The organism is Rhabdaerophilum calidifontis (assembly GCF_008641065.1).
Classification (GTDB): domain Bacteria; phylum Pseudomonadota; class Alphaproteobacteria; order Rhizobiales; family Beijerinckiaceae; genus Rhabdaerophilum; species Rhabdaerophilum calidifontis.
This window is the reverse complement of the sequence record NZ_VTRS01000002.1, coordinates 26,387-48,660: the sequence shown is the minus strand read 5'-3', so window position 1 is coordinate 48,660 and position 22,274 is coordinate 26,387. Positions and strand designations below refer to the sequence as shown.

Sequence of the window (22,274 nt, the reverse complement as noted above, 5' to 3'; positions counted from 1 at the left end):
CTCACATGCCCGCCGGCTCGATGCGGTTTTCGATCGCGCCGAAGATCGTGTGTCCCTTGCGGTCCTTCATCTCGATGCGCACGACATCGCCGAATTTCAGGAACGGCGTCCGCGCTGCGCCGTAGCGGATGGTCTCGACCATCCGCTGCTCGGCGATGCAGGAATAGCCGCGCCCGCCCTCCGCCACCGGCCTGCCGGGCGAGCCGTCGGGATCGCGGTTCGAGACCGTGCCCGAGCCGATGATCGTGCCGGGACCGAGCGGCCGCGTGCGCGCGGCATGGGCGATCAGGGCGCCGAAATCGAAGGTCATCTCCTCGCCGGCTTCCGGGCAGCCGAGCATCCGGCCGTTGATCGCGGTGAGCAGCGGCAGATGCAGCCTGCCGCCGTCCCAGGCATCGCCGAGTTCGTCCGGGGTCACGAAGACGGGCGAGAAGGCGGAAGGCGGTTTCGAGTTCAGGAAGCCGAAGCCCTTGGCGAGTTCGTCCGGGATCAGGTTGCGCAGCGAGACATCGTTGACGAGCCCGACCAGCCGGATCGCGGCGCGGGCCGCCGCCGCATCGGCACCCAGCGGCATCGCGCCGGTGACGACGACGATTTCCGCCTCGCAATCGATGCCGAATTCCTCGCTCGCGACCGGAACGGGATCGCGCGGGCCGAGATTGGAATCCGACGTGCCCTGATACATCAGCGGATCGGTCCGGAAGCGCGAAGGCAGCTCCGCGCCGCGCGCCTTCCGCACCAGTTCGACATGGTTCACATAGGCCGAGCCATCGAGCCACTGAAAAGCGCGCGGCAGCGGCGCGGCGCATTCATGCTCGTGGAAGCGGAAGCTCGGCGCCGCGCCATGCGCCAGGCTCTCGGCAAGATCGGCGAGCGGCCCGGCAACGCGCTCCCAATCGTCGAGTGCGGCCTGAAGCGTCGGGGCGATGGCCTGCGCGTCGGTCGCCCGGGTCAGATCCCGCGAGACGACGACGAGGCGGCCATCGCGCCCCGCTTTGAGCGAAGCCAGTTTCATGCCCAGAATTCTCCCTGCATCCGCTCTGCCGCCGCCGGTGTTCTGCAGTCAATCTGTCGCAAATTTCATGCAAAGCCGGGTGACGCTTCCCGCGTGTTGTGCAATTCTCGCAAAGGCCGCGGGGGCGAGACAAGGAAAAAGTTTCGCGCGGAACCATCTGCGCAGGATAGGAGATCGGGACGATGCGTCGGCGCGACTTGTTGCTGTCAGGGTTGGGCGCGGGCACGGCGGCAACCGGGCTCGCGCGGCCGGCGCTCGCGCAGGGCACGCCGGATGTGAAGTGGCGGATGACCTCCTCCTTCCCGAAATCGCTCGATACGATCTTCGGCACCGCGCAGGTCTTCGCGAAATACGTCGCCGAGGCAACCGACAACCGCTTCCAGATTCAGGCCTTCGCGGCGGGCGAGATCGTGCCGGGTCTCCAGGCGCTCGACGCCGTCTCGTCCGGCGCGCTCGAATGCTGCCACACGCCGACCTATTTCTACATCGGCAAGGATCCCGTGCTCGGCTTCGGCACCGGGCTGCCCTTCGGCCCCAATGCGCGGCTACAGCATTCCTGGTGGCATTTCGGCGGTGGCGCCGAAATCGTCAACGAGACGCTGGCGAAGTTCAACATCATCTCCTTCGCGGCAGGCAATTCCGGCACACAGATGGGCGGCTGGTTCCGCAAGGAGCTGAAATCGCTCGACGACCTCCAGGGTCTCAAATTCCGCATCGGCGGCACCGGCGGCAATATCCTCGCGCGGCTCGGCGTGGTGCCGCAGCAGATCGCGCCGGCCGACATCTACCCGGCGCTTGAGCGCGGCACGATCGACGCGGTGGAATTCGTCGGCCCCTATGACGACGAGAAGCTCGGCTTCGCCAAGGTCGCCAAGTATTATTACTTTCCCGGCTTCTGGGAAGGCGGGGCGATGCTCCATGCCTGCGTCAATCTCGAGCAATGGAACCGGCTGCCCAAGCATTACCAGGCCGTTCTGCGACAGGCCGCCGAGGCCGCCAATAACTGGATGCTCGCCAAATACGATGCGGTGAACGCCCCCGCCCTCAAGCGGCTGATCGGCCGCGGCACCGAATTGCGCGGCTTCCCGCCGCAGGTGATGGAGGCGGCCTACGAGGCGGCGAAAGCCTATTATGCCGAGATCGCGGCGCAGAACCCGCAATTCAAGCGCGCGCTCGATTCCCTGAACGATTATCTCGGCGAGCAATATTCCTGGTGGCAGATCGGCGAATATGCCTATGATTCGCTGATGATCCGGACCCGCGTGCGCAGCTGATCCCCGGCCATCTCCCTTCCTCTTCTTGCGACAGGCAACCCGGCATGCATCTTACTGCTGGACAAATTCCTGTTCCCGCCAGATAATCTCGTCTGAACAATGGTTTCATCCAATCTCATGCATGGCAATATGAAGACAACACCGCGCGGAACCGCGCCGGAGGCCGCGGAGGCCATCGAGCCGTTGCGGCTCGAGAGCTTCCTGCCCTACCGCCTCAACGTGCTCGCCGCCGAGGTCAGCCACACGCTGGCGCGGAGCTATGGCGAGCGCTTCGGGATCTCGATCCCGGAATGGCGCGTGCTTGCGACCCTCGGCCAGTTCGGGGTGATCACGGCGCGCGATGTCGGCCGCCACAGCCGCATGCACAAGACCACCGTGAGCCGCGCCGTCGCCGCGCTCGAACGGCGCACGTTCGTGCAGCGCCGCGCCAACCGCGCCGATCTGCGCGAGGCCTTCCTCGCGCTGACGGAGCCCGGCCGGCAGGTCTATTTCGAGATCGTGCCCATGGCGCGGGCCTTTTCCGAGCGTATCTGCGCCGGCCTCGATGCCGGCGAGCGCGCCCAGCTCGAAAGCCTCATCGACCGGCTGCTCGCCGAGGTCGACGGGGCGGCATGGCGCGATGGCGACGCGGCGCGCTGAGCACCGGCGCCCCGGAACCGCCGCGTCCCGCCGCCGAAACGCCGCGAATCCGGCCCCGGCGCCTTGCCCGCATCATAATCCGCGCGCATAGAGAGGGTTGTCTCACTTCGACGATTCGTCCGATCCGGCTCCGGTTCCGGTTCCAGCGCGCGGTGGCTCCTTGGTTCCGACCTCCTCCTTGGTTCCGACCCCAACGCGAGACCCGGCCCGGCCTTCCCCCGCGGTGGCGGCCAGCCGGCGGGGTGGCGCGGCGGCGCGGTTGGGCGTCCTGCTGGCCTTGCTGCTCCAGGCCGGACAGGCGATCGCGCAATCCCCCGCCTGCACCCAGATCCGCGCCGAACTCGCCGGCCTCGGCGGCGGTGTCACGCGCGATTCGCAGCGGCTGCGCACCGAGCTTGCGCGCGTCCGCTACGCGATCCAGCAGAACGATTGCGAGCGGCGCGGATTCCTGTTCTTCAACAATCCGCCTCCGGTCTGCGCGCCGCTGCGGGCGCAGGCGGCGCAACTCGCCGCGCAGATCGGCCAGATGGAGGGCGGCGGGAGCCGCCGCGCCCAGCTCCTCGCCGCGCTCGACCGCTACGGCTGCAACGGACGCCCCGAACAGCGCGGCGTGATCTACGCGGCGCCCAGCGATCCGGGCCTGTTCGATCGGCTGTTCGGCGATGCCCCGCCGCGCGACGGCCGCGACATCGATCTCGATGAGGAACGCCCGCGCGAGCGCCTCGGCGGGCGGCTCGCGATCTGCGTGCGCACCTGCGACGGCTTCTTCTTCCCGGTCAATTTCGAGGGGATCGGCGCGCGCGACGAATATGCACAGGTCTGCGCCTCGCTCTGCCCCGGCGCCGAGACGCAGGTCTTCTACATGCCGCTCGGCGGCGATGTCGAACGCGCGGCGACACGGGACGGCACACCCTACATGTCGCTTCCCACCGCCAAGAAATACCAGAGCGCTCACGATCCGGCCTGCTTCTGCAAGCAGCCGGGCCAGACCTGGGCCAGCGCCCTCGCCGGAACCGAGGATCTGGTCGAGGCGCGCAAGGGCGATATCGTCGTGACGCAGGAGCAGGCGGCGGCAATGTCACGGCCGAAGGGCCTGCAGGCCGCCGCCGAGCGCCGGACGCCACGTGATCGCAAGGGCGCGATCGCTCCCGCGCCCGCTGAAGCCAAACCCGCCGAATCCAAAACCGCAGAATCCAAAACCGCAGAATCCAAAACCGCTGAGGAGCCGCCGCCGAGCCTGCCCGAGAGCGCCCTGCCGACCGGCGGCACCGCCTCCTCGGGCATCGGCCCGCGCGTCGTCAACCAGCGGATCGTCTCCGGGCAGGGCGGCGTCCGCGAGCAGAAAATCGGCGCCGACGGCACGCGCCGGCAGGTCAGGAACGTGGCGCCGGAGCTAACCGGGAAAGAACGCGCGATCGACCTAAGAGGGGAAGCACGGCCCTGAGTTCGGGGCCATGCTCGCGCCCGGTCAGCGCCAGGCGCAGCGGCATGAACAGCGCCCGCCCCTTGCGGCCGGTGCGGGCCTGAAGCGCCTGCGTCCAGGCCGGCCAGGTTCCGGAATCGAAGGGCGCCTCCGGCAGGCAATCCGCCGCCGCGGCAAGGAAATCCGTGTCCTCGTCGCCCGCCCCGAAATGCTGGTTGCCGGTCAGGATCTCCCACCATTCCCGTGCCTCGGCGAGTCGGGTGACATTGCCGTGGATCGCCGCCCAGAACGGCTCCGCCAGCGGCCCCGCGATGCCGAGCGCGGCGAGATCGCCGGCCAGGTCGGTGAAGGGCCGGGCATGAAGCAGCCGCGCCGACAGATCACGAATCTCCGCCGGGTCGAACTTGGTCAGTGCGCGCGAGAATTTCGCCTCGTCGAGCAGCTCGGCCAGCGCGTCGAGCCCGGCGAGCGGGCGCACCGGCTCGGACGTGCCGGTGAGGGTGGCGACGATCGCCACCGCAAGCGGATCGGCGCCGGTCTCGCGGAAGGATTGCAGCGAAAGCGCGCCGGTGCGCTTCGACATCTCGCTGCCATCCGCCGCCGCGATCAGGTTGTGATGCGCGAAACGCGGCGGCGCGGCACCGAGCGCTGCGAACAATTCGATCTGCACGGCGGTGTTGGCGACGTGATCCTCGCCACGCAGGATATCCGTCACGCCCATGTCGATATCGTCGACGACCGAGGCGAAGGTGTAGAGCACCGTGCCGTCTTCCCGCACCAGAACCGGATCGGAAAGCGCGCCAGTCTCGATATGGCATTCGCCGCGCACGCGGTCCTGCCAGCGGACCGTCAGGCCCGAGAGGCGGAAGCGCCAATGCGGGCGCCGCCCCTCGGCCTCCAGCGCCGCGCGCGCGGATTCGGAGAGCGCGAGCGCCGCCCGGTCATAGACCGGCGGCTGGCCCCGCGCCTGCTGGCGCCGGCGCTTGCGCTCCAATTCCTCGGCCGTCTCATAGGCCGGATAGACCCGGCCGGCTGCCCGCAGGGAGGCCAGAACCTCGGCATAGCGCGCCACCCGCGCGGATTGGCGCTCGATCCGGTCCGGCGCAATGCCGAGCCAGGCGAGATCGGCGCAGATCGCCTCGGCATATTCGGCCCGTGAGCGCTCGCGATCGGTATCGTCGAACCGCAGGATGAAGGTTCCGCCGCGCTGCCGCGCCAGCAGCGCGTTCCAGAGCGCGGTGCGCGCATTGCCGATATGGATGAGGCCCGTGGGCGAAGGCGCGAAACGATAAACGGGGGGCATGGCAGGGATTCGAGCTTTCGCCCCTCTTCACACCGAATATCCGCCGGGGCAAGGCTTTTCGCGCAGCCAGGCCGCCGGCTGCCGCTTTCCGGCGCGCCGAATCTGCCCGCCCGCCGCGGGCATTGCCGCCCCCGCCGCTCGCGTCTGGCCTCTCATCCGGGCTCTCGTCCCGGATCGCCCCGCGCCGCGCTCTTCCTGCCAATTGTTCCGAACTCGATTGACAGATGCAAATGATTTGCATAAGCATGAAAAGGATCAACCAGGAGGATTCCGTGCCCGTCACCCGACGTTCCCTACTCGCCGCCGGGCTGGCCCTGCCCGCCGCGCTCTCGGCCCCTTCGGCCCGCGCGCAGACGGCGAAGCTCACCGTGGTCGCGACCACCGGCATGATCGCCGATGCGGCGCGCCAGGTCGGCGGCGAGGCGGTCGAGGTCAGGGCACTGATGGGGCCGGGCGTCGATCCGCATGCCTATCGGCAGACGCGCAGCGATATCGCGGCCATGGCCCGCGCCGATCTCGTGCTCTGGCACGGGCTCTATCTCGAGGCGCAGATGGAGGACTTCTTCCGTGATCTTGCCAAGCGGCGGCGGGTGGTCGCGGTGGCGGAGCGGATCGCACCGGCGCGGCTCATCGCGCATGACGAATACAAGGACAAGTTCGACCCGCATGTCTGGATGAACCCCGATCTCTGGGCGGAGGTGGCGGCGGCGGTGCGCGACGCGATGATCGCGGCGCGGCCAGCGGCGCGCGCGGCATTCGAGGCCAATGCCGCGGCGCATCTCCAGATGATCGCCGCGCTCGCAACCTATTCGCGGATGGTCCTCGGCTCGGTGCCGGAGGCGCGGCGGGTGCTGGTCACCGCGCATGACGCGTTCAATTATTTCGGCGCCGCCTATGGCTTCCAGGTCGAGGGTATCCAAGGCATCTCGACCGAGAGCGAAGCCGGGCTCACGCGAATCCGCGAACTGGTGGACCTGCTGGTGGCGCGGAAGATCGGCGCGATCTTCATCGAATCCTCCGTCTCCGACCGCAATGTCCGGGCGCTGATCGAGGGCGCAGCCGCGCGCGGGCACACCGTGGCCATCGGCGGCGAATTGTTCTCCGACGCGATGGGCGAGACCGGGACCTATGAAGGCACGTATATCGGCATGATCGACCACAACGTGACGGTGATCGCCCGTGCGCTGGGCGGCGAGGCGCCAGCCCGGGGCATGACGCAGAGGCTGGCAGCGAAATAGGGAGCGGGATCATGGCAGCACGGCAGGCTCCGACCCTCGCGGCCTCGGATGGGATCACCCGAAGCGCAGCGCCTGATGCCGAAACCGCCCCCGGGCCGCTCGCGATCCGCGGCATGACGATCGCCTATGGCGAGAAGCCGGCGGTGTTCTCCGTCGATATGAGCATCACCCCCGGCAGCATGACGGCGATCATCGGCCCGAACGGCGCCGGGAAATCGACGCTGCTCAAGGCGGCGCTCGGGATCGTGCCGGCGTTGTCCGGCACGGTCACGGTCTTCGGCCGGCCGATCGGCGAGATGGGCCGGCGCATCGCCTATGTGCCGCAGCGCGCCTCGGTGGACTGGGATTTCCCGGCACGGGTGCAGGATGTGGTGGCGATGGGGCTTTATCGCGAACTCGGACTGCTCGGCTGGATGCGCCCGCGTGATCGCGAGCGCGTGCGCGATTGCCTGGAACGGGTCCACATGGCCGCCTTCGCCGGGCGGCAGATCGGGCAATTGTCCGGGGGGCAGCAGCAACGCGTCTTCCTTGCGCGGGCGCTGGCGCAGGATGCCGATCTCTATCTGCTCGACGAGCCTTTCGCGGGCGTCGACGCCGCCACGGAAGCGGCGATCATCGGCGTGCTGACGGCACTGCGCGACGCGGGGCGGACGATCGTCTGCGTCCATCACGATCTCAGCACGGTCTCCGCCTATTTCGACCATGTGTTCATGATCAATGTCAGCCGCATCGCGGAAGGGCCGGTGGCGACGACCTTCACCGCCGCCAATCTGCAGGCAACCTATGGCGGCCGCCTCCTGGCGGCGCAGATCCGGGATCTCGGTCTCGGCGATGTTCCGCGCCCGGATGCGCCTTGCCCGGCCCCCCTCCGCTCATGACCGCGCTGATCGACGCCCTGCTGCTCCGGAACGGCTACAACGCCGCGCTGGTCGCCATCGGCGCCGCGGTGCTCGGCGCCTCGGCCGGCGCCACCGGCACCTTTCTCGTGCTGCGCAAGCGCGCGCTGGTCAGCGACGCGGTGTCGCACGCGACCCTGCCCGGCATCTGCCTCGCCTTCATCGCGATGACCGCGCTCGGCGGCGATGGCCGCAACCTTGCCGGGCTGATGCTCGGCTCCGCCGCAACGGCCGGGCTCGGGCTGGTGCTGGTCGAATGGATCACCCGCCGCACCCGCCTCGCGGAGGACGCGGCGATCGGCGCGGTGCTCAGCGTGTTCTTCGGCTTCGGGGTCGTGCTGCTGACGGTGATCCAGAACCTGCCGACCGGCAAACAGGCGGGATTGCAGGGCTTCCTGCTCGGCTCGACCGCGGGCATGCTCTATTCCGAAGCGTTGCTGATCGCATTCGGCGGGGCGCTGGCCGCGGCGGCGATCCTCGTACTGCGGCGGCCGATGACCATGGTCGCCTTCGATCCCGGCTATGCGGCGACGGCCGGGGTGCCTGTCCGGACCGTCGATCTTGCGATGATGGGGCTGGTGATGGCCATTACCGTGATCGGGCTCAAGATCGTCGGTTTGGTTCTCATTGTGGCGCTGCTCATCATTCCGGCGGTGGCGGCGCGGTTCTGGACCGAGCGCAGCGGCCATGTCGCCGCCATCGCCGCAGCGATCGGCGGTCTCTCGGGCTATGTCGGCGTGGCGCTCTCGGCCTCGGCGCCGAAGCTGCCGACCGGGCCGATGGTGGTGCTGACCTGCTTTGCCCTATTCGTCATCTCGCTGCTGATGGCGCCGGCGCGCGGCATTCTCGCCCGCGCGCTGCGCCATCGCCGCTTCCAGATCGCGGTGCATCGCCGCCAGGGCCTGCTGGCGCTGGCGCATGGCGAGCCGGTGATCGAGCCGCTGACCTTGCGCATCCTGCGCCGCGCCGGACTGATCCGCGCCGACGGCGTCGTCACCGAGGCCGGCCGCGCCCAGGCGGCGAAGGCGCTGATCGACGCGCGGCGCTACGAGATCGCGCGGCGGATGCACCACGAAGAGGCGATTGCCGGCCGCCTCGTCGGCCTCGAACCGATCGAGACCGTGCTGACACCGGACGAGATCCGGGTGATCGACCAGCGCCTCGGCGTGCCGAGAAGCGTGTGAGAGGATGATGAGCGCCGAATTCGTCCAGCTCAGCCTGGTTCCGCTGCTGATCGGCACGCTGGCCGCGATGGCCTGCGCGGTGCCGGGCAATTTCCTCGTGTTGCGCCGGCAGGCGCTGATGGGCGATGCGATCAGCCATGTCGTGCTGCCGGGCATCGTCGCGGCATTCCTGATCACCGGCCGGGTCTCGACCTGGCCGATGATGCTCGGCGCGGCCGGCGCGGCCGTGGTGGCGGTGGTGATCATCGAACTGATCCGCCGCATCGGCCGGGTGGAGCCGGGCGCCGCCATGGGGGTCACGTTCACGGCGATGTTCGCCGGCGGCGTGCTGCTGCTCGAACAGAGCGATACGAGCGCCGTGCATCTCGATGTCGAGCACGCGCTCTACGGCAATCTCGAGAGCCTTGTCTGGCTCGCGGCCGATGGATGGGCTTCGCTCGGCGACCGCGCGGCGCTCGCGGATCTGCCGCCCGAACTCCTTCGCATGGGCATGGCGGCGGCGCTGGTGCTGGCGCTGACGGCGCTGTTCTGGCGCCCGCTCAAGATCGCGACCTTCGACGAGGGCTTCGCGCGGAGCCAGGGCATCCCGGTGCGGCTGCTCGGCTTCGGCCTGGTCGTGGTCGCGGCAATCGCGGCGGTCGCGGCGTTCGACGCCGTCGGCTCGATCATCGTCATCGCGATGTTCATCTGCCCGCCGGCCGCGGCGCGGCTGATGACCAACAGCCTCGAACGGCAGCTCGGCTGGAGCATGGTCTTCGCGGCCCTGGCGGCGATCCTCGGCTATGTGCTCGCGGGCTACGGGCCCGGCTGGATCGGATCGCCGCATGCGGTGAGCGCCAGCGGGATGATCGCCACGATCTCCGGCCTGATCCTCGCGCTTGCCTGCCTGTTCGGGCCGGCGCGCTCGCGCCTTTCGGCGCCGAGCGAGCCCTGAGCGCGGCGGCGTTCAGCCGTCATAGGCATCGCCGAGCCCGGCGGCGGCCTCGGGCGCCAGCGCCGGATCGGGCGTATAGGGCGCGTCGAGCCGGTCGCGAAAGCGGTTGGTGACGGGGTAGCGACGGTCACGACCGAAATTGCGCGACGTCACCTTCACCCCCGGCGCCGATTGCCGGCGCTTGTATTCCGCGATGGCCAGCAGATGCTCGATGCGTGCCACCGTCGCGGCGTCATGCCCGCGCGCGATGACGGCGCTGACATGCATCTCCCGCTCCACCAGGCAGGCGAGGATATCGTCGAGCACGGCGTAGGGCGGCAGCGAATCCTGATCCGTCTGGTTGTCGCGCAACTCCGCGGTCGGCGGCTTGACGAGGATATTGGCGGGGATGACGGGCCCGTCGGGCCCGAGCGCGCCGTCGGGCTTCCAGCGGTTGCGCAGTTCGGCGATGCGGAAGACCTCGGTCTTGTAGAGGTCCTTGATCGGGTTGAACCCGCCGTTCATGTCGCCGTAAAGCGTCGCGTAGCCGACCGACATCTCGCTCTTGTTGCCGGTGGTGACGACCATGGCGCCGAACTTGTTCGAGATCGACATCAGGATCGTTCCGCGTGCGCGGGACTGGATGTTCTCCTCCGTCACATCGCGCGCCCGGCCGGCGAAGAGCGGCGCGAGGCAGGATTCGAGCCCCTCCACCGCCGCCGCGATCGGCAGCACATCGTAGCGGATGCCGAGCGCCGCCGCGCAATCGCGCGCATCCTTGAGCGAATCCTCCGAGGTGAAGCGATAGGGCAGCATCACGGCATGGACCCGGTCGGGACCGAGCGCATCGACCGCGAGCGCCGCGCAGAGCGCCGAATCGATCCCCCCCGAAAGCCCCAGCACCACGCCGGGGAAGCCGTTCTTCCCGACGTAATCGCGCAGGCCCAGCATGCAGGCCTGGTAATCGGCCGGCGGCCCTTCGAGAATCGGTGCCGCCTCGCCGGGCGCGATCCGCCACGCGCCGGCGGCGCGGACGAGGCTCACGAGCCGGATCTCCTCGCTGAAGGCCGGCATCTGGAAGGCCATCGCCCCATCCGGGTTGAGGCCGAAGGAGGCGCCGTCGAAGACAAGCTCGTCCTGGCCGCCGACCTGGTTGAGATAGACCAGCGGCAGCCGGCTTTCGACCACACGCGCCACCGCAAGATTGAGGCGGGTATCGGTCTTGTCGCGCTCATAGGGCGAGCCGTTCGGCACGAGCAGGATCTCGGCGCCGGTCTCGACGAGGCATTCGACCACCTCCTCGCCCCAGATATCCTCGCAGATCGGCAGCCCGATGCGGATGCCGCGCAGCGAAACGGGCCCCGGCATCGGGCCGGGCGCGAAGACGCGCTTCTCGTCGAAGACCCCGTAATTCGGCAGGTCGACCTTGAAGCGCACCCCCAGAATGCGGCCGCCATCGAGCGCCGCGACGGCGTTGTAGAGCTTGCCGCCCTCGCGCCAGGGCAGCCCCACCAGCACCGCCGGCCCGCCATCCGCCGTCTCGCGGGCGAGTTCGTCGAGCGCCGCGCGGCAGGTCTCCTCCAGCGCCGGCTTGGTGACGAGGTCCTCCGGCGGATAGCCGGTGAGGAACAGCTCCGGGAACATCACGATCGCCGCCCCCTGCCCGGCCGCCTCGGCGCGGGCGGCGCGGATCCGCGCGAGATTGCCGGCGATATCCCCCATCACCGGGTTGAGCTGCGCGAGTGCGAGAAGAAGAGGATCGGTCATGGCGGGCCCTGAATGCGGAAGCGGCGATCCCTAACCCGGCGCGGGCGGCGGCGCCATCTTTTGCTCATTTTTAGTATAAGCGTGGATCATCGCGGTCAACCCGTGCCAGAATGGGCCAGCGGCTGCCGGCCGCCGCTTAACCGGGGGGTAAGGTTACTTTTTTACACTTCCTTCGTTCGGAATTCGCCCTTCGGGGCCTCGGAGTCGGGTTCATGGCGGCAGATCGCTCCCTTCCGGCCGGCGGGATCGCGCTGGCGCTGACGCTCGCGGCGCTGCTGCCCGGCGGCCGCGCGCTGGCGGCGGATTACCTGCGCGGTTCCTATGGCGGCGAGGTGGCGCCACGCGCCGTGGCACCGGATTGGGCCGGGATCTATGCCGGCGCGCATCTCGGCATCACCTCCGGGCAGAGCGATCCGAGCAACCTGCGCGCGGGGCTCGTCTCGGCCGCGAATCCGCCCTCGGCGCTCACCAATACCGTGACGAACATGCTCGGGCTGCGCGAGGCGAACAAGCAGGGCGCAAGCTATGGCGGGTTCGTCGGCGTCAACTGGCAATGGGATGCGGCCGTGCTCGGCGTCGAGGCCGATTACACATATGCGAATATCCGTCCCGGCAGCGTGACCTCCGGTTCGGGCACCGTGACGAGCGGCGCCACCTTTAATGTCAGCACGACGACGGATGGCCAGGTGCGCCTGCGCGATTGGGGGACGCTGCGCGGCCGCGCCGGCTATGCGATGGGCGCCTTCATGCCCTATCTCACCGCCGGCGTCGCCTTCGGCAATATCGACGGCCGCGTCTCGCTCAGCGGCAGCTGGACCTCGACCGCGCCGGCCTCGGGGACGTTCTCAAGCCAGGCGGGCCGGCGCGGCATCAGCTATGGCGGCGTGATCGGCGCCGGCCTCGACATGCAGTTCCTGCCGAACACCTTCCTGCGCGCGGAATGGCAATATCTCCGCTTCGAGGCCGGAAGCGAGCGGCCGCAGGTCTCGATCAACACCGCCCGCGTCGCCGGCGGCGTGAAATTCTGAAGCCGCCCGCCGGAGCGTTGCGCCCCGGCGGCGGGATCCGGGTTCCTCAGCGGCAGACCTGGACGCGCTCCACCCGCCAGCCCCAGCCGTCGTAATAGCGCTGCTTGCGGATGCGGCAGACCGGCCCGACATAATGGAAGCTCGTCTCGCTGTAGGAGCGATGGCGGCGCGGGTGATAATGCCGGTGGGGATGCTCGTAATAGCCGTGCCCGTAATAGCCGTGTCCGCCCCCGTGATAGACCGGCACCGCCTCGGGCACATAGACCGGCGCCGGCGCGCGATAGGCATAGCTCGGCGGCTCGTAGGCGTAGCTCGGCTGGGTATAGTAGTAGGCCGGCGCGGAATGCGCGTTCGCGGCGCCGGCGATCAGCGCCCCGGCCGCCACCGCGCCGATGATTCCGGCCGCGATCGCGGCGCCCTTGCGGCCGCCCCGCGCCTCGGCATCGGCGGCATTCATGGTCAGCCCGGCGCCGAGAACCAGCCCGGCAAGGGCGATTGCGGCGGATTTCCTGCCGAATTCGGTCGAGATCGCCATCATCCCATCTCCTGTCGGGAAGCGGGGCGCCTGCCCTGACGCTTCAGGATCCGGAAACTATAACAGAGAAGATGGCGTGAAGCTGAACCGTCCTGTTGGCTGGCATTCATCTTGGGTGCGGCGGGGCCGACGCGGACGGGATGGAGGAGAGGCGATGAGACAGCATGCGATCCGGCGCCGCGCGGCACTCGCCCTCTTGATCCTGGCGGGCTGCACGCCGGAGCCTTCGGGCAAGACCATCGAGGAGATGAGCCCGGCCGAGGTCGAAGCCGCGATCCGCGTGCTCGAGGCGGCCTGCCGCCGGGCCGGAATCGCGATGACCAGCCGCGCCTAGGACGATTGCATCCGCGACGAGGCGATCCGGCGCGGCTATGCGCGCTGACGTTATTCGCAGACCTCGACGCGGCGATAGGTGTAGCTCTCGCTGTCGATCCAGACGCGGCGGCGCTCCATCCGGCAGGTCGGCACATAGCGCGGCGCGGGGCGGACATAGACCTCCTCCTCGACGACCGGCGCCGCGCGCGGGGCGGTTGTTGAGCAGGATCGCGGCGCCGGCGGCGCCGACGGCAAGGCCGCCAAGCAGCGCGGCATTGCGCCCCTGCGCGGCCTCTGCGGCCGGCGCGAGGGCAAGAGCGGCGGACAGGATCAGAACAGCACGGAAGAGACACATGGCGGGACTCCGGGAAAATCTCCCCGGAGCCTGCCGACAATTCCTAACGAATTCCTTGCGCAAAGCCGCGGATTGTCACGGATTGGTTAACATGCCGCGGCGCGCATGCGCATCATTCCGCCGCCGCCGGCACCGCGGGCCCCCGCGCCGCCTTCTCGTGCTTGAGCAGATCGGCGACGAGGAAGGCCATCTCGATCGCCTGCTCGGCGTTGAGCCGCGGGTCGCAGGCGGTGTCGTAGCGGGTCGCCAGTGACTCGGCCGTGACCGCCTTGGCGCCGCCGGTGCATTCGGTGACATCCTTGCCGGTCATTTCGAGATGGATCCCGCCGGCATAGCTGCCCTCCGCCTCGTGGATGCGGAAGAAATCCCGCACCTCGGAGAGGATGCGGTCGAACGGCCGGGTCTTGTATCCGGCCATCGAGACCGTGTTGCCGTGCATCGGATCGCAGGACCAGACGACCGATCGCCCCTCCCGCGCCACCGCGCGGATCAGGCCGGGCAGGTGATCGGCGATCTTGTCGGCGCCGAAGCGGCAGATCAGCGTCAGCCGGCCGGGCTCGTTCTCGGGGTTGAGCGCATCGATCAGCCCGAGGAGCCCGTCCGGCGTCAGGGAGGGCCCGCATTTCAGCCCGACCGGGTTCTTGATGCCGCGGAAGAACTCGACATGGGCATGGTCCGGCTGGCGCGTGCGGTCGCCGATCCAGAGCATGTGGCCCGACGTAGCATACCAATCCCCGGAGGTGGAATCGACGCGGGTCAGCGCCTGTTCGTAGCCGAGCAGCAGGGCCTCGTGGCTGGTGTAGAAATCCGTGATCCGCATCTCGGGATGCGTCTCCGGGTCGATGCCGATCGCGCGCATGAAGTCGAGCGCCTCGGTGATGCGGTTGGCCAGCTCGTGATAGCGCCCGCTCTGCGGGCTGTCCTTCACGAAGCCGAGCATCCAGCGATGGGCGTTGTCGAGATTGGCGTAGCCGCCGGTCGCGAAGGCGCGGATGAGGTTCAGCGTCGCCGCGGACTGGCGATAGGCCTCGATCTGGCGGCGCGGATCGGGCACGCGCGCCTCGGGGGTGAAATCGGTGCCGTTGATGATGTCGCCGCGATAGCTCGGCAATTCGACATCCCCCACCTTCTCGACCGGCGAGGACCGCGGCTTGGCGAATTGCCCGGCGACGCGGCCGACCTTCACCACCGGCGAGCGGCCGGCGAAGGTGAGCACCACCGACATCTGAAGGAAGACGCGGAAGAAATCGCGGATATGGTCCGCCGAATGCTCGGCGAAGCTCTCGGCGCAATCCCCGCCCTGGAGCAGGAACGCCTCGCCCGCCGCCACCTTGCCCAAGGCCCGCTTGAGCTTGCGCGCCTCGCCCGCGAAAACCAGCGGCGGAAAGGTCGCGAGCTGCGCCTCCGTCGCCCCGAGCAGCGCCCCGTCCGGATAATCGGGCACCTGGGCGATCGGAAACGAGCGCCACGAGCCCGGGTTCCAGGGCTTCGATGCGTGGGCGGTTCCGATCTTGGTCATGGCTTCATCCTCGAATGGCGGCTGCACCATGCGGCCGCACGCCGGCGCCTCCCTCCGCGCCGGAACGTGCTCCTTACACCCGGCCGATCGCCATGGCGAGCCTTCCCGCGCCCTCGGCCGGGCCGGCCTCGCCCCGGCGCCTCGCTGCGGAGCCGGATTACGCGGCGCAGGAGTGCCGGAGACCGCCGCGCGGGGCTCAGAACGCTGCGTCGAGGATCGCACGGTAATCCCGCGCGCTCGGGGTGACGGCATTGGTCCTGGTGCAATGGTCTTCGAGGGAAAGCTCGGCCACCCGGTCGAGCCAGTCGCGCTTCACCCCCATCGCCGAGAGCGAGGCCGGCAGGCTGAGCCGCGCATTGAGCCCCTCGATGAACCGGTCGAGCGTCTCGCCCGCCGGCACCGCCATCGCATCCGCCAGGCGCGCGTATTCTGCCACCCGCGCCGGCGCGTTGAACCGCAGCACCGCGGGCAGCAGCACGGCGTTGAGCGTGCCGTGATGGAGATGGACCTCCTTCAGCCCGCCGAGCGTGTGGGAGAGCGCGTGCACCGCGCCGAGCCCCTTCTGGAACGCCATGGCGCCCATCATCGAGGCCATCATCATGTCCGAACGCGCGCCGCGGTCCGATCCGTCCGCCACCGCTCGTTCGATGGCCCGCGCCGCGAGCCGCGCGCCTTCGAGCGCGATCGCTCCGGCCGGCGGATTCTCGAGATTGGAGGTGAAGCACTCGATACCGTGCGTCAGCGCGTCCATCCCGGTCGCGGCGGTGAGGCCCGGCGGCAGGGCAAGCGTGAGTTCCGGATCGCAGATCGCGCGCCGGGGGATGAGATGCGGCGAGATGACCGTCAGCTTGCGGCCGTCGCGGAAGCTCATCACCGCGCCGCGCCCAACCTCCGAGCCGGTGCCGGCCGTGGTGGGGATGGCGATCACCGGGGCAACCGGGCCGATCCGGCCCGCGCCGCCGAGGATGAAGGCGTAATCGCGCAAGGTGCCGCCATGCGTCGCGAGCAGGGCGGCCGATTTCGCGAGATCCATCGGCGAGCCGCCGCCAAGCGCCACGATCCCGTCGCATCCCGCGGCGATGTAGCGCGCCGCGGCAGCCTCGGCCGCCTCCTCCGTCGGGTTCGAGGGCACGTCGTCGAAAACCGGCGTCGCCGCGCCCTTCGGCATCAGCGCCGCGATCCGCGCCGCGATCCCGGCGGCGACCACGCCGCGATCGGTCACCAGCAGCGGGTTGACGATGCCGAGCGCCGCGAGATCCTCCGGCAGGCCGGCGACCGCGCCGAACTCGAAGCGGATGGTGGTCAGATAGGTGATCAGCATCAATCATCCCTCATGTGCCGGGCGGTGCGCGTGCGCATCGTGACCAGTTCCTCGGCGGCCGTGGGGTGCACGGCCATCGTGGCATCGAAATCGGCCTTTGTCGCGCCCATGCGCAGGGGGATGCCGAGAAGCTGGATCATCTCGCCGGCGCCCTCGCCGAGAACATGCACGCCGAGCACCCTGTCCGTCTCGCCATCGACGACGAGCTTCATCATCACCCGATCCTCGGCGCCGGAGAGCGTCGCCCGCATGGCCCGGAACCCGGTGCGATAGATATCGACGATCCGGTGGCGGGCGCGCGCCTCGGCCTCCGTCAGCCCGACCGTGCCCAGTTCCGGCGTCGTGAACACCGCGGTGGGGATGAGGGCGTGATCGACCCGCCACGGCCGGATCCCGGCCTTCGCCCCGAACAGGAGATCCGCCACCGCGTGCCCTTCGCGGATCGCGACCGGCGTCAGCGCGACGCGGTCGGTCACGTCGCCGACCGCGAAGACATGCGGGAGATTGGTGCGGCTGTCGGCATCGACGGCGATGGCGCCGCCGTCGCGCAGCGCGACCCCCGCCGCCTCCAGCCCGAGTCCAGCCGTGTTCGGCGAACGGCCGATCGCGAACAGGATCTGGTCGGCCGGCAGCGCCAGCCCGTTCCGGGTATGGCCGACCAGCCCGGTCGCGTCCTTCTCGATCCGGGTGAAGACATCGTCGAGCACGAAGCGGATCCCGGCCCGGCAATAGGCCGCCTCGAGCCCGTCGCGCAGGTCCTGGTCGAAGCCGCGCAGAACCTGGGATCCACGGTAGAGCACCGTGACCTCGGCGCCGAGCAGACGGAAGATGCCGGCGAATTCCAGCGCGATATAGCCGCCGCCCACGATGACGATCCGCTGCGGGAACTCGGGCAGGTCGAACACCGTGTCGGAGGTGACGGCGTGCTCGATCCCCGGCAGGGCCCTGTCGAGATTGGGCCGGCCGCCCGTGGCGATCAGGATGTTGCGCGCGCGGACCAGCCGGCCATCGGCGAGAAGCCGCACCGCATGCGGGCCTTCGAGCACGGCGCGCGAGGCCACGACCTCGACCCCCGCCCCCTCCTGCCCCTGGCGATAAAGCCCTTCGAGGCGGGTGATCTCGGCCTCCTTGGCGGCGACGAGACGCCCCCAATCATGGCGGGGCTCGACAGGCGCCCAGCCGAAGCCGCGCGCATCGGCGAAATCGCGCGCGAAACGCGCGGCCAGAACATAAAGCTTCTTCGGCACGCAGCCGCGGATGACGCAGGTGCCGCCGAGGCGGAATTCCTCCGCGAGCATCACGCGCGCGCCATGGCCGGCAGCGATGCGGGCCGCGCGCACGCCACCCGAGCCGCCGCCGATCACGAAGAGATCGACATCAAAGGTTGCGTCCGTATCCGCCATGATCCGCCTCGCCGGTAGCCGCAGGTCTCTGGAGCGGATGCCCGGCCGGACAGGCCCTGCGGCGGCCGTTCCGGGACGGAAGAGGCACAGAACATCCCCGGACGGCGCCGGAGCGGTCGCGCGTCAGAGCTTGTGGCCGCGCTTGGCCATCTCGTCCTGGAAGAGCTTGACCAGCTTGCCCTGGACCTCCTGGTTCCACGCCTCGAGGAAGGGCGTGAATTCCTCCATGAAGACCGGCAGGGTCTCGACATATTTCTTGCCGGCGGGGGACATGAGGAAAGTGTTGATCTCCTTCAGTTCCGCCTCGGTGAGCCGCGCGGCGAGAAAGCGCGCGGCGGCGGTCACGCCGTCATTGGAGAGCTTCGCGGTCTCGGCCTGCACGACCTTGAGCGCCTCCTCGATGTCGCGGGCGAGTTCGGGGCGCTGGCGGGTGATGTTGACGCGGATGCCGCCGACGACATCGGGCTGGGAATTCTGGAACACCTGCGTCAGGCCCGAGGCGCGCAGCACCGCCCCGGCGATCTCGACATGGCTCTTCTCGAACTGCGTGGTGATCGCGGATTGCTGCGCGAAAGCCGCAAGCGGGGCGGCCGCGATGGCAAGCGCGGCGAGGAGCGCGCGCGCGGAGGCCGCGACCGGCCGGAAAAGGTTCGACATGGCTTCACCCTCTGATGGCGGAATGCCGCAAGACGCGCCGCAGGCGCCGGAAGCGCCAGTTAGGACTTCCGCTCGATGACGGCAACCCCTTCCTCTCGCGCCAGATAAACGGCGGAACAAAGGCCGATGAACAGGCCGTGCTCCACCACGCCCGGAATCGCGCCGAGCCGGAGCGCCAGCGCCGGCGGATCCGGGATGCCGGGATTGACGCAATCGAGAATGAAATTGCCGTTATCGGTCAGCGAGGGCTCGCCGGTCGCGCCGCGGCGCAGGCGCGGCTCGCAGGCGATGCCGGCGGCCGCGAAGGCGCGCCGCACGGCGCGCGCCGTCGCGCCATGGGCAAAGCGCACGATCTCGACCGGAAGCGGGAAGGCGCCGAGTTGCGCCACCGCCTTCGAGGCATCGGCGATCACGACCATGCGTTTCGAGGCGGCTGCAACCATCTTCTCGCGCAGCAGCGCACCGCCGCCGCCCTTGACGAGGTTCAGCGCCGGGTCGAACGCGTCCGCACCGTCGACCGTGAGGTCGATCTCCTCGATATCGTCGAGGGTCGTCAGCGGGATGGCGAGCGCCTCGGCCTGGGCGCGCGTCGCCTCCGAGGTCGGCACGCAGCGATAGGTCTCGCCGGCGCGGATGCGGGCGCCGACGATGTCGACGAAATGCCGCGCCGTCGAGCCGGTGCCGAGCCCGAGCAGCATGCCCGACCGCAATTCCGCCGCGGCCGCCGCCTCCGCCGCGCGGCGCTTCAAATCCTCGCTCATCGCCCTCTCCGTGGTCGCCCCCGCCGCCTCACCGCGTCGGCGGGGTGCAGACGACCTCCTGATCCTCGCGCACATAGCAGACCGAGACCGCCCCGTTGCGCCGGTTGACGCGGAAGATCCCCGCCTCCTGCCGGTGGCTCGACGGAATCAGCGCATAATCCCCCGCCTCGCCGGCGCGGGCGCCCTCGCCGGCCGGATAGCACAGGGTGAGGCCGATGGGGGAATCATCCTTCACCGCGAACTGGCAGGCGATCACCTCGCCGTTGGCGCGATCGACGCGGTAGATGCGGTTGAGATCCTGCTGCGGCGCCGGAGCGAAGGCGTAATTCTCCGCCAGCGCCGGGAGGGCGATGCCCGGCAGCGCAAGAAGCGCAAGAATGCGGGCCGGCGACCGCCTTTCCCCCCGCGCATGGTGCGGTTTTCCTCGCATGCGGCACCTCTCCGATCGGCTTTGCGCGAATCGACCCGGCCAGTGTAGGCAGCCTGTGGCGCCACGCGAAACGGAAATCCGGCATGCCCGCAACCCTGGTCTTCGATCTCGACGGCACCCTTGCCGAAACCGCGCCGGACATCATGGCCGCGCTCAACCATTTCCTCCTGCGCGAAGGGCTCGAACCGCTGCCGCTGGCGGCGGCACGCAGCCTTGTCGGCGCCGGCGCGCGGGCGCTGATCGAGCGCGGATTCCGTGCCGCCGGCCGGCCGCTCGCGACGGCCGATCTCGACCGGATCTTCGCGGCGCTGCTCGACCATTATCTCGAGAACATCGCGGTGCGCTCGCATCTCTTCCCCGGCGTCGAGGCCGCGCTCGATACGCTCGCCGCGGCCGGGCACCGGTTCGCGATCTGCACCAACAAGCCGGAGCCGCATGCGCGGGCGCTGGTCGAGGCGCTCGGGATCCTGCCGCGCTTCGCCGCGCTCGCCGGCCGCGAGACCTTCCCGTTCTGCAAGCCGGACCCGCGCCATCTCACGGAAACGGTGCGCCAAGCCGGCGGCGACCCCGCGCGTGCCATCCTGATCGGGGATTCGCGCACCGATATCGACACCGCCCGCGCCGCCGGGCTGCCGGTGATCGGCGTCACCTTCGGCTACAGCGACGTTCCGATGGCGGAACTCGCCCCCGATCGCCTGATCGGGCATTTCGACGCTCTACCGGCGGCGATCGCCGATCTCGGCGCCTGATCAGCGGTCCGAGGCGCAGAGCAGCCCGACGAGGGAGGCGCGCGCCGCCTCGGCGATCGCGGCGCCGGAAAGCGGCGCCGGGGCGGAGGCGCCGGCCGGCGCGAGCCCGGCGGCCGCGGCGATATCCGGCGCCGGGACGAAGGCGTAAAACTGCGCCGGCACGATGCCGGCGACCCGGTATTTCGTCACCGGCTCGGCGGCGATCACCGCGACGAGGCGGCCCTCGCGGTCGAAGAGCGGCGCGCCGGCGCCGCCGTCCTGGAGCGAAGCTTCCGCCCTGCCCTCGGCGAGAATCGCCGCGCTCGCGGCGAGCGCGCCGTCGGCCTCGCGCTGGAGCAGCGTCGCGGCGCCGGGCTGCGGCGGCGCGAGCCCGGCCTTGAGCGGCGCGCCGGCCTTCGCGGCCAGCAGCACGAGGCCGGGCCCCGCGCCCCGCGCGATCCGGGCCGGGATGCGCTCGCCCTTCGGCCCGAGGGCGACGATCTCGGCGCAGCCCTTGAGCGCCGCCTCGGCGGTAACGATCGTCTCCGGCGCGATCACGAGCCCGGTCGCGCGGCGCTGGCGCGTCACGGCAGCCACCGGAGCCGGGCCCGGCGCGGGGGCCGGCCGCGCGCCGCCGGCCTTGGGGAAGGGCTCGAAGCTCGCGGCGATGGCGATCACCATGCGGTCGAAGGCCGGCGCGAGCGCCTTGTCGTAGCCGATGGACAGCCCGCGCATCGCCTTGCCGTCGCTGTCGACGCGCCGATAGAACTTGCCCCCGGCCGTCTCGCCGGAAATGACGAAGAAATCCGGCCTGAGCAGTTTGTAGGTGATCCGGCGGCCGGGACGATCGGCGACCCCCTTCGCGAACAGGTCCGGCAGCGTGTCCTCCGGCCGGTAGATTATGGTCTCCAGCGTGACCTTCTCGTCCCGGTCCTGGAAACGGGTGCCGCCGGAACCGTTCGGCGCGGATTTCGTGAACACGATCTGCGGCAGGCCCAGCCGGATGCCGGAGGCCGGGTCGCTCACGATTTTGAACCGCAGGGCCGCGCGCGCCTGGTCGGCTGCCTTCTGGAGCGCGGCACGCTCCGGCGGGGCGAGGATGCCGTCCGCCTTCAGCTTCGCCTCGGCCTCGAAGCGCTTCAGCGCGGCAAAGGTCAGCGGTCCGAAATCGCCGGTCGCGGAACCGGAGAAGCCGCCGGCCCAGACAAGATCGCGCTGGATCGCGCGGCGCGCCTCGATATCGAGCGCGAGGAACGCCTTCTCCGCCGCCGCGAAGAGCGGATCGGCCGGGCGCGTCGCGGCGGGCGCGGGCGGTGCGCCCTGGGCCGCGGCGGGCGGCGCGCCGGCGAGCAGCGCGCCGCCGAGCAGCGCATAGGCCGCGGGCGCCGCGATCGGCGCCAGGAATTGCGTGATCCCACGCCGCAGGGTCTCGAGCTGCGTATTTCCGAGCCGCATGGTTCCGCCCTCCCCGCGTGATCCGCCCTTCTGCCGTCACAGCGTCATCGTCGGCATGTTTGATGACCGCCGCGCGACGCTCGCATGCGCGGGCGCAGCGAGGCAACAGGATCGG

Annotated in this window: 22 protein-coding genes; 10 read left to right on the top strand and 12 right to left on the bottom strand. The window is 69.8% G+C overall.

The genetic code is table 11. The features are described from left to right. Position 1 precedes the first annotated feature (1 nt). A complete protein-coding gene (locus tag FWJ24_RS04925) occupies positions 2 to 1,015 on the bottom strand; it encodes a fumarylacetoacetate hydrolase family protein (RefSeq protein ID WP_150286703.1) in 1,014 nt (337 codons plus the stop codon). Between the two features lie 182 nt (positions 1,016 to 1,197). Here FWJ24_RS04925 and FWJ24_RS04920 point away from each other — a divergent pair, with 182 nt between their 5' ends. The 3 genes from FWJ24_RS04920 to FWJ24_RS04910 all read left to right on the top strand — a co-directional run bounded on the left by FWJ24_RS04920 (position 1,198) and on the right by FWJ24_RS04910 (position 4,372). After that, positions 1,198 to 2,289 (top strand): TRAP transporter substrate-binding protein, encoded by a 1,092-nt coding sequence (locus tag FWJ24_RS04920; protein WP_150286702.1) that lies wholly within the window; start codon positions 1,198 to 1,200, stop codon positions 2,287 to 2,289. 129 nt (positions 2,290 to 2,418) lie between these two features. Beyond that, positions 2,419 to 2,928 (top strand): MarR family winged helix-turn-helix transcriptional regulator, encoded by a 510-nt coding sequence (locus tag FWJ24_RS04915; RefSeq protein WP_150286701.1) that lies wholly within the window; start codon positions 2,419 to 2,421, stop codon positions 2,926 to 2,928. Positions 2,929 to 3,187: 259 nt separating this feature from the next. Then, on the top strand, positions 3,188 to 4,372 hold the full coding sequence (locus FWJ24_RS04910; RefSeq protein ID WP_150286700.1) for a DUF2865 domain-containing protein: 1,185 nt from the start codon (positions 3,188 to 3,190) through the stop codon (positions 4,370 to 4,372). Here FWJ24_RS04910 and FWJ24_RS04905 read toward each other — a convergent pair. Beyond that, the gene (locus FWJ24_RS04905) at positions 4,302 to 5,654 is read right to left on the bottom strand and encodes a glutamate--tRNA ligase (RefSeq protein WP_150286699.1); all 1,353 of its coding nucleotides are present in this window, start codon (positions 5,652 to 5,654) and stop codon (positions 4,302 to 4,304) included. The two genes, FWJ24_RS04910 and FWJ24_RS04905, sit on opposite strands and share 71 nt — an antisense overlap. A gap of 272 nt (positions 5,655 to 5,926) precedes the next feature. Here FWJ24_RS04905 and FWJ24_RS04900 point away from each other — a divergent pair, with 272 nt between their 5' ends. From FWJ24_RS04900 to FWJ24_RS04885, 4 genes are read left to right on the top strand one after another with little or no spacing between them, the layout of a single operon-like run. Then, positions 5,927 to 6,892 carry a metal ABC transporter solute-binding protein, Zn/Mn family gene (locus FWJ24_RS04900; RefSeq protein ID WP_246155548.1) on the top strand — a complete coding sequence of 322 codons (966 nt, stop codon included), beginning with the start codon at positions 5,927 to 5,929 and terminating at the stop codon, positions 6,890 to 6,892. An 11-nt stretch (positions 6,893 to 6,903) separates the two neighbouring features. Continuing rightward, entirely contained in the window at positions 6,904 to 7,770 is an 867-nt protein-coding gene (locus FWJ24_RS04895) for a metal ABC transporter ATP-binding protein (protein ID WP_150286697.1), read from the top strand. After that, positions 7,746 to 8,972, top strand: a complete 1,227-nt coding sequence (locus tag FWJ24_RS04890) for a metal ABC transporter permease (RefSeq protein WP_246155547.1) — start codon at positions 7,746 to 7,748, stop codon at positions 8,970 to 8,972. Before FWJ24_RS04895 ends, FWJ24_RS04890 begins: the two co-directional genes overlap by 25 nt. Positions 8,973 to 8,979: 7 nt before the next feature. Then, positions 8,980 to 9,906: a metal ABC transporter permease gene (locus FWJ24_RS04885; protein ID WP_150286696.1), complete on the top strand. Its 927-nt coding sequence runs from the start codon at positions 8,980 to 8,982 to the stop codon at positions 9,904 to 9,906. 12 nt (positions 9,907 to 9,918) lie between these two features. Here FWJ24_RS04885 and FWJ24_RS04880 read toward each other — a convergent pair whose 3' ends face one another. Next, positions 9,919 to 11,652, bottom strand: coding sequence for an NAD+ synthase (locus tag FWJ24_RS04880; protein WP_150286695.1), 1,734 nt, complete (start codon positions 11,650 to 11,652; stop codon positions 9,919 to 9,921). 212 nt (positions 11,653 to 11,864) lie between these two features. Between FWJ24_RS04880 and FWJ24_RS04875 the strand changes: the two genes are divergently transcribed. Continuing rightward, positions 11,865 to 12,680: an outer membrane protein gene (locus FWJ24_RS04875; RefSeq protein ID WP_150286694.1), complete on the top strand. Its 816-nt coding sequence runs from the start codon at positions 11,865 to 11,867 to the stop codon at positions 12,678 to 12,680. A 46-nt stretch (positions 12,681 to 12,726) separates the two neighbouring features. Here FWJ24_RS04875 and FWJ24_RS04870 read toward each other — a convergent pair whose 3' ends face one another. Next, complete coding sequence (locus FWJ24_RS04870; protein ID WP_246155546.1) at positions 12,727 to 13,215, bottom strand: hypothetical protein; 489 nt, start codon at positions 13,213 to 13,215, stop codon at positions 12,727 to 12,729. Positions 13,216 to 13,369: 154 nt separating this feature from the next. Between FWJ24_RS04870 and FWJ24_RS04865 the strand changes: the two genes are divergently transcribed. Next, the gene (locus FWJ24_RS04865; RefSeq protein WP_150286693.1) at positions 13,370 to 13,549 is read left to right on the top strand and encodes a hypothetical protein; all 180 of its coding nucleotides are present in this window, start codon (positions 13,370 to 13,372) and stop codon (positions 13,547 to 13,549) included. A 50-nt stretch (positions 13,550 to 13,599) separates the two neighbouring features. Here the strand turns inward: FWJ24_RS04865 and FWJ24_RS04860 are convergent, their stop codons facing one another. The 7 genes from FWJ24_RS04860 to FWJ24_RS04830 all read right to left on the bottom strand — a co-directional run bounded on the left by FWJ24_RS04860 (position 13,600) and on the right by FWJ24_RS04830 (position 19,976). Then, the gene (locus FWJ24_RS04860; RefSeq protein ID WP_246155545.1) at positions 13,600 to 13,806 is read right to left on the bottom strand and encodes a hypothetical protein; all 207 of its coding nucleotides are present in this window, start codon (positions 13,804 to 13,806) and stop codon (positions 13,600 to 13,602) included. A gap of 191 nt (positions 13,807 to 13,997) precedes the next feature. Next, a complete protein-coding gene (locus tag FWJ24_RS04855) occupies positions 13,998 to 15,404 on the bottom strand; it encodes a class II 3-deoxy-7-phosphoheptulonate synthase (RefSeq protein WP_150286692.1) in 1,407 nt (468 codons plus the stop codon). A 196-nt stretch (positions 15,405 to 15,600) separates the two neighbouring features. Further along, the gene (locus FWJ24_RS04850) at positions 15,601 to 16,725 is read right to left on the bottom strand and encodes an iron-containing alcohol dehydrogenase (RefSeq protein ID WP_342788597.1); all 1,125 of its coding nucleotides are present in this window, start codon (positions 16,723 to 16,725) and stop codon (positions 15,601 to 15,603) included. Continuing rightward, positions 16,725 to 18,128 carry a glutathione-disulfide reductase gene (gene gorA / locus FWJ24_RS04845; protein WP_150286690.1) on the bottom strand — a complete coding sequence of 468 codons (1,404 nt, stop codon included), beginning with the start codon at positions 18,126 to 18,128 and terminating at the stop codon, positions 16,725 to 16,727. The genes FWJ24_RS04850 and gorA overlap by 1 nt, the downstream gene beginning before the upstream one ends. A 123-nt stretch (positions 18,129 to 18,251) precedes the next feature. Beyond that, entirely contained in the window at positions 18,252 to 18,785 is a 534-nt protein-coding gene (locus FWJ24_RS04840; RefSeq protein ID WP_150286689.1) for a DUF2059 domain-containing protein, read from the bottom strand. A 59-nt stretch (positions 18,786 to 18,844) separates the two neighbouring features. After that, a complete protein-coding gene (gene rpiA, locus FWJ24_RS04835; RefSeq protein ID WP_150286688.1) occupies positions 18,845 to 19,546 on the bottom strand; it encodes a ribose-5-phosphate isomerase RpiA in 702 nt (233 codons plus the stop codon). 28 nt (positions 19,547 to 19,574) lie between these two features. Then, positions 19,575 to 19,976, bottom strand: a complete 402-nt coding sequence (locus tag FWJ24_RS04830; RefSeq protein ID WP_150286687.1) for a hypothetical protein — start codon at positions 19,974 to 19,976, stop codon at positions 19,575 to 19,577. 83 nt (positions 19,977 to 20,059) lie between these two features. Between FWJ24_RS04830 and gph the strand changes: the two genes are divergently transcribed. Next, positions 20,060 to 20,725: a phosphoglycolate phosphatase gene (gene gph / locus FWJ24_RS04825; protein WP_150286686.1), complete on the top strand. Its 666-nt coding sequence runs from the start codon at positions 20,060 to 20,062 to the stop codon at positions 20,723 to 20,725. Here the strand turns inward: gph and FWJ24_RS04820 are convergent, their stop codons facing one another. Next, the gene (locus FWJ24_RS04820; RefSeq protein WP_150286685.1) at positions 20,726 to 22,159 is read right to left on the bottom strand and encodes a peptidoglycan-binding domain-containing protein; all 1,434 of its coding nucleotides are present in this window, start codon (positions 22,157 to 22,159) and stop codon (positions 20,726 to 20,728) included. Positions 22,160 to 22,274 lie beyond the last annotated feature (115 nt).